Here is a 6,209-nt window from a genome sequence, read left to right on the forward strand (position 1 = left end):
GGCCACACCTACGAGAAAGACGGCGCCCTCTGGCTCCGCACCACCGACTTCGGCGACGACAAAGATCGCGTCATGCGCAAACGCGATGGCTCCTACACCTACTTCGTCCCCGACGTCGCCTACCACGTCACCAAATGGCGCCGCGGCTTCGCCCGCGCCATCAACGTCCAGGGCTCCGACCACCACAGCACCGTGGTCCGCGTACGCGCGGGTCTCCAGGCGCTCAACATGGGGATTCCTAACGGATACCCCGACTACGTGCTGCACCAGATGGTCACGGTGATGAAGGGCGGGGAAGAAGTGAAAATCTCCAAGCGCGCGGGCAGCTACGTCACCGTCCGCGACCTGGTGGACGAAGTGGGCCGCGATGCGGTCCGCTACTTCTTCCTCATGCGCAAAGGCGACTCGCAACTCATCTTCGACGTCGACCTGGCCCGCACCCAGAGTGAAGAAAACCCGGTCTACTACATCCAGATGGCGCACGCGCGCATGTCGGGCATCTTTCGCGTGGGCGAGATCAATCCGGCATCAGTCACGGGCGAAGGCGTCGACTACTCGATCCTGGCCGAGCCCGAGGAGCAGGAGCTCATCAAGTCGCTGCTCGATTTCCCGGCGGTCGTGGCCGGCGCGGCGCAGGCCCTCGAACCCCACCGTGTGGCGGGCTACCTCCATGAAACGGCGCGCCTCGCGCACCTCTGGTACCACAAGCACCACGTATTGAACGAGCCGGCCGAGATCACCGCGGCCAGACTGGTGCTGGCGCGCGCTACGCAGATCGTTTTGCGCAATGCCTTGATGCTCCTGGGGATCTCGGCGCCAGACCGAATGTAGGGCGTCCGCTGTGGTGGGCGTCGCGGGCAGGGACTACCCGGCGGACCAAGTGGATGTCCTGGCCGAGCGCGCCGTGGATATCGGCCAACGCTCGGCGGCGTGACGCCGCGTTAGGCACATGGCGCGAACGCCGGCCGTCGTGGCACCGCACTGGCCTGGGGACGCGGCGTCGGTTGCCGGCAGGTGCGCAGTGAGGTAGATTGAACAAGTCGCGATGAAGTCACCAGCGCGATGGTTCTGCGGAGTTCTCCTTCCGGCGCTTCTGGCGACGCCTTCACCAACGAGGCGCGTCATGCACGTGATTCGCTCTGCCTCATTCCGGATCCCCGACGCTGCATCTCCGCGCGGATTACCCAGCGCGCCGCGCGCTGAATACCTGCCGCTCGAGCTCGACGCAGATTGCCCGTGGCGCACGCGGTACACCGCACGCCGCAGAGGCAACACGCTCGGTATCGGCGCATGGGTTCTGCTCGCGCTGCTGGCGTTTGTGGTCTGCCGCGTACTGATGACCCGGTGACCAGCAGCGCCGCCGCCAACCACCGACGGCGCTGGTCCGGAACCGTTCGGCGCCGTTAGGCGATTGCCGCGAAGGCCGCTTTCTGGCCACGCTTCTTCGCGCGGGGCCGCCCGCGTCCCATCGCGCTTTGCGCCGCCGCGCGATACTCCGCGATGTCGAAACCCTCCGGGTCGATCATCGCCTGCACGGCGCACCCGGTGATGAGGCTGACGGCGACGGCGGCCAAGCCCTCTGGCGTCGCGCCGGTGAATCGGGCTCGATCGGTCTCCAACGCTTCCTCGGCCAGCGTACGGAATGCCGCGCGATACTCGGACAGAGCAGCGCCGACCTTCGATCGGACGCGGCCATGTCTCGAGCCGAGCGCCCAATACTCGAAGAAGAGCCGCACCAGGCGCGGGGCCTCAGCCAAGCGATCCATTTCCTGCCGGATCGCGGCGATGAAGCGACCCTCGGCGTCCGGAATCTGACGGACATCGTTCGAGGTCGTGAGGAGGAAGGTGTTCGCGAGCACCCGGTCGAGCAGCGCGGTGACGAGCTCGTCCCTCCGCCGAAAGTGAAACAGCACGAGGCCATGGCTGAGCTTCGCCTGGGCGGCCACGGCACGAACCGTTAGGCCGTTGATCCCGCGGCGCGCGGCCACGGCGTGGGCCGCCGCCAGAAGCTGGTCGCGGCGAGTTTCCTCTGGTGCTTTCTGTCCGGGCATGCGTCATTCTCCTCTCGGTCGTGGCCGAGCGCCGATGAACGTGCGGTCCCATGGATGTCGTCGGGGATTCCTGCCGGACCGCGCCGCCGGCGCGGTCCCTCTGCCTCACGTGGGCCCGGCGCAGCCCGGGCCGGGTCGGATTGACCAAGCGACCAATGAATCATACCGCGCATTGGTCGCATGGTCAATACGGCGCGGCGCCGGATCCGCGGTCGACGAACGCCATGGCCGCCCCGCCGGCGCCGATAGTGAGTACATTTGCAGACGGCCACCGCGGCGTCGCGCACTGAGTGCGCGCGCGCCCCGCTGCCGTCCAACCACGTCGGTCCCCCTCCCCCTCCACCTCGGCGGTCTTCGCGTCAGTGGCATCCCGTGTCGCTCCCCGTTCGCGTCTTCTCGCGCGCATCTTCGAACGCCGATCGGAACGCGCGGATGACCTGCTCGCAGGTCCGATCCGCGGCGACCTGTTAGGCGTCGACCATCAGGCCGAGCGGGCACAGGAGGTGGCGGGCGAGCAGCGCCTCCGCGCCGCGCCCGAGCGGCGCGCGCGCTTGCTCGCGAGGCTCAACGGCACCCGCCGCATCCTCGATGCCGCGCGCACGCGCCTGGCCGCCGAGGCCGCCCGCGATCAAGACGTCGGGCCGGCCGGCGACTGGCTGCTCGACAACTTCTTCGTCGTGCACGAGCACATCCAGGAGGTGCACGAGAGTTTGCCGCGCGGCTACTACCGCGAGCTGCCCGAGCTCGCGAGCGGACCGCTGGCCGGCTATCCGCGCGTCTACGAACTGGCGATCACGCTGATCGCGCACACCGAGGGGCGCGTCGACCTGGAAAACGTCGATCCGTTCGTGAGCGCGTTTCAGCAGGTCGCGCCGCTGTCCATCGGAGAGCTCTGGGCCATACCAGCCATGCTGCGACTCGGCTTGATCGAGAACGTGCGGCGCATGGCGCTCAGAACGGTGCAGCGTCTGGACGAAATTGCGGATGCCGATGCGTGGGCGGCGCGCATTCGCGACGCCAGCGACGAGGGACCGGCGCCACTGGCATCGGCGCTCGACAGTTTCGTGGCGTCGCACCCGCCGCTCACCGCGAACTTCGTCTCGCGATTTCTGCAGCAACTCCGGCTGGCACGCGGCTCCTTCCCACCGCTGGTCCGCCTGGAACAATGGATCGCGGAAGACGGCCTAACGGCCGAGGAGGCCGCGGCGCGGTCGACCGACCGGTTGGCGCTCACGCAGATCATGATGGCGAACAGCATCACGAGCCTGCGTGCCGTGGCCAGCGCCGACTGGCGGACGTTCGTCGACCGGCAGAGCAAAACGGAATCGGTGCTTCGGCAGGATCCCGCCGATGTCTATGCGCGCATGACGTTCGCGACGCGCGACCGATATCGCCACGTCGTCGAGCGCATCGCCAAGCGGACGCGCCGGCCGGAGGAGGCGGTGGCGCAGTGCGCGGTGGACCTGGCCCGCGCTGCGTTAAGCGATGGCGGAGCGGACGGCCATCGCGCGCACGTGGGCTACTATCTCATCGACGAGGGGTGTGCGGAACTGGAGCGAGCCACCGCCTATCGCGCACCGCCGTCCGAGTCGCTGCACCGACTGGTACTCCGCCATCCCAACGTGGTGTTCGCCGGCGGCATCGTGTGCGCCACGCTGGTCGCGTTAGGCGCGGTGCTGTGGCTGGCCGGCGCGGAGGCGCGAACGGCGTGGCTGGCCGTGCTGCTGTTCGGTCTCATCCCGGCCAACGACATCGCGGTGAGCATCGTGAGCCAGCTCATCACGGCGTTTCTGCCGCCGCGTCTCTTGCCGAAGCTGGATCTGCGCGAGCACGGCGTCCCTGAAGAATACCGGACGGTGGTCGTCATCCCGACGCTTTTCGGGAGCGTCGATGCCGTGCGCGAGGCGATGGAGAATCTCGAGGTGCAGTTTCTCGCGAATCGGGATGCGCACCTGCATTTCGCCATTCTCAGCGACTTCACCGATTCGCCGACCGAGACGCGCGCCGATGACGGTCCCATCATCGAGGCGGCGGCGCTCGCGGTGCGCACGCTGAACGCCAAGTACGCCCGAGACACCAACGATGCCTTCTACCTGTTTCACCGGCCTCGGCGATGGAACGCGCAGCAAGGGGTGTGGATGGGATGGGAACGGAAGCGCGGCAAGCTTGCGGAGTTCAACCGGTTCTTGCGCGACGGGGCGGCCGGCGCTTTCTCGGTGACCGTGGGAGATGCGGGAGCGATACGGCCGGCGCGCTACGTGATCACGCTCGATGCCGACACCGTGCTTCCTCCGGACGCGGCGCCGCACTTGATCGGCGCGCTCGCACATCCGCTCAACCGCGCAGTGTACGATCCGGCGCGCGGGCGCGTCGTGCGCGGCTACGGCATTCTTCAACCGCGCGTCGCCGTCTCGCTGCCGAGCGCGTACCGGTCGCGGTTTGCCGCCATTCATTCGGGACACCCGGGTGTCGATCCGTACACGACGGCGGTGTCCGACGTCTATCAGGATCTCTATGGCGAGGGGAGCTTCACGGGGAAGGGAATCTACGACGTCGATGCGTTCGAGCAGGCGACGCACGGCCGCTTCCCCGAGAACACGCTCCTGTCGCACGATCTGATCGAGGGGAATTACGCGCGGGCCGGCCTGGCCACCGACATCACCGTTTACGACGACTACCCGGCAAGCTATCTCACGCACGCCCGCCGCAAGCACCGCTGGATTCGCGGCGATTGGCAGTTGCTGCGCTGGCTGACGTCGCGCGTGCCGGGCCCCGATGGCCCGGAGCCTAACCGGCTGTCGCTCCTGTCGCGATTGAAGATTCTCGACAACCTGCGGCGGAGCACGGTCGAGATCGCACTGCTGGTGTTCCTGGTGGCGGGATGGACCGTGCTGCCCGGGTCGCCGCTGCGCTGGACTGCGTTAGGCCTGGCCGCGCTCGCCGCGCCGTGGATCGGGTCGCTGCTGCTCGCGCTCGTGCGCCCGCCGATCGACAAGTCGTGGCGCGCGTACTACGCGGCGGTTGCCCGCGACGCGGAGACGAGCGCGAGGCAAGTGGCGCTCGCGATCATCTTTCTTCCGCACCAGGCGTGGATCTCGATGGACGCGATCGTGCGCACGCTGTGGCGTCTCATCGTGAGCAAGCGGCGGCTCCTGGAGTGGCAGCCGGCCTCGCTGGCCGAGCGGGTGACGTCGACCACGACGCGCTCGGTGTGGGGTGCGATGTGGCCCGCGATCGCCATCGCCGCCGGTGTTGTCGCGGCCGGGGCCGCGAGCGGCGTCGCCGGCTCGTTAGGCGCGGCCGCGTCGCCGCGCTGGATGGGCATCGTGCCGCTCGAGACGAGCGCGCGCCTGTGGCAGCTCGCGGTGTCCGTCCTGCCGTTGGTCGTGCTGTGGATCGCCTCGCCGGCGGTGGCGCACGCGCTGAGCGCGCCGGCCACGCCTAACCGCCTGCGGCTGGCGCCGGCGCGGCGGCTGGAGGCCCTCAGATACGCGCTGCTCCACTGGCGCTTCTTCGACCGGTTCGTGACCGCCGACACGAATTGGCTGGCGCCGGACAATTTCCAGGAAGACCCGTCGCCGGTGGTGGCCATGCGCACGTCGCCCACCAACATCGGTCTCCAACTGCTGGCCACGACGAGCGCGTACGATCTCGGCTTCATCACCGTCGAGGACATGACGCGGCGGCTGGAGTTGGCGTTCCGGTCCATCGAGCAGCTGCGCCGCTTCCGCGGCCACCTGTACAACTGGTACGACCTGCACGACCTGCACGTGCTCGAGCCCGCGTACATTTCCACCGTCGACAGCGGGAACCTGGCCGGCCATCTGATCGCGCTGCGGCAGGCGTGCTTGGCGATTCCCGACGACGCGGTGGGCGATGGCCGCGTGCGGCGCGCCGTCGATACAGCGTGCCGGATCGCGCAGGAGCGCCTGGCCGCCGCCGCAGCCTCGGACGCCGAGCACGCGCCTAACGCTCGGCGCGCGCTGGTGGTGGCAGGGCAGGAGCTGGCGATGGCGCATGCGGCTTTGGTAGATGCGGCCGCGCCCCTCTCCGCCGCCGCCGCGCCGCTCGGCCGCGCGTTAGGCGCGCTCGGAGCGGGAGCGCTGCCGGACGAGGCAGCGGCGCCGGTCACCGAGTGGATAAACTGGAGCCTGCGCC

At 68.7% G+C, this 6,209-nt stretch carries 4 protein-coding genes; 3 read left to right on the plus strand and 1 reads right to left on the minus strand.

What is annotated here, in order from left to right:
- Window positions 1-831, plus strand: an 831-nt coding sequence (locus VFW04_03770; GenBank protein HEX5178422.1) for an arginine--tRNA ligase, incomplete at its 5' end; no start/stop codon positions are given.
- Between the two features lie 292 nt (window positions 832-1,123).
- The gene (locus tag VFW04_03775) at window positions 1,124-1,348 is read left to right on the plus strand and encodes a hypothetical protein (GenBank protein HEX5178423.1); all 225 of its coding nucleotides are present in this window, start codon (window positions 1,124-1,126) and stop codon (window positions 1,346-1,348) included.
- Between the two features lie 55 nt (window positions 1,349-1,403).
- Here the strand turns inward: VFW04_03775 and VFW04_03780 are convergent, their stop codons facing one another.
- Window positions 1,404-2,051 (minus strand): TetR family transcriptional regulator, encoded by a 648-nt coding sequence (locus VFW04_03780; GenBank protein HEX5178424.1) that lies wholly within the window; start codon window positions 2,049-2,051, stop codon window positions 1,404-1,406.
- A 362-nt stretch (window positions 2,052-2,413) separates the two neighbouring features.
- On the opposite strand from VFW04_03780, the gene VFW04_03785 reads away from it, so the two are divergent.
- A partial coding sequence (locus VFW04_03785; protein HEX5178425.1) for a hypothetical protein occupies window positions 2,414-6,209 on the plus strand: 3,796 nt, incomplete at its 3' end.

Source organism: Gemmatimonadaceae bacterium, from assembly GCA_036273715.1.
Classification (GTDB): Bacteria; Gemmatimonadota; Gemmatimonadetes; order Gemmatimonadales; family Gemmatimonadaceae; genus JADGGM01.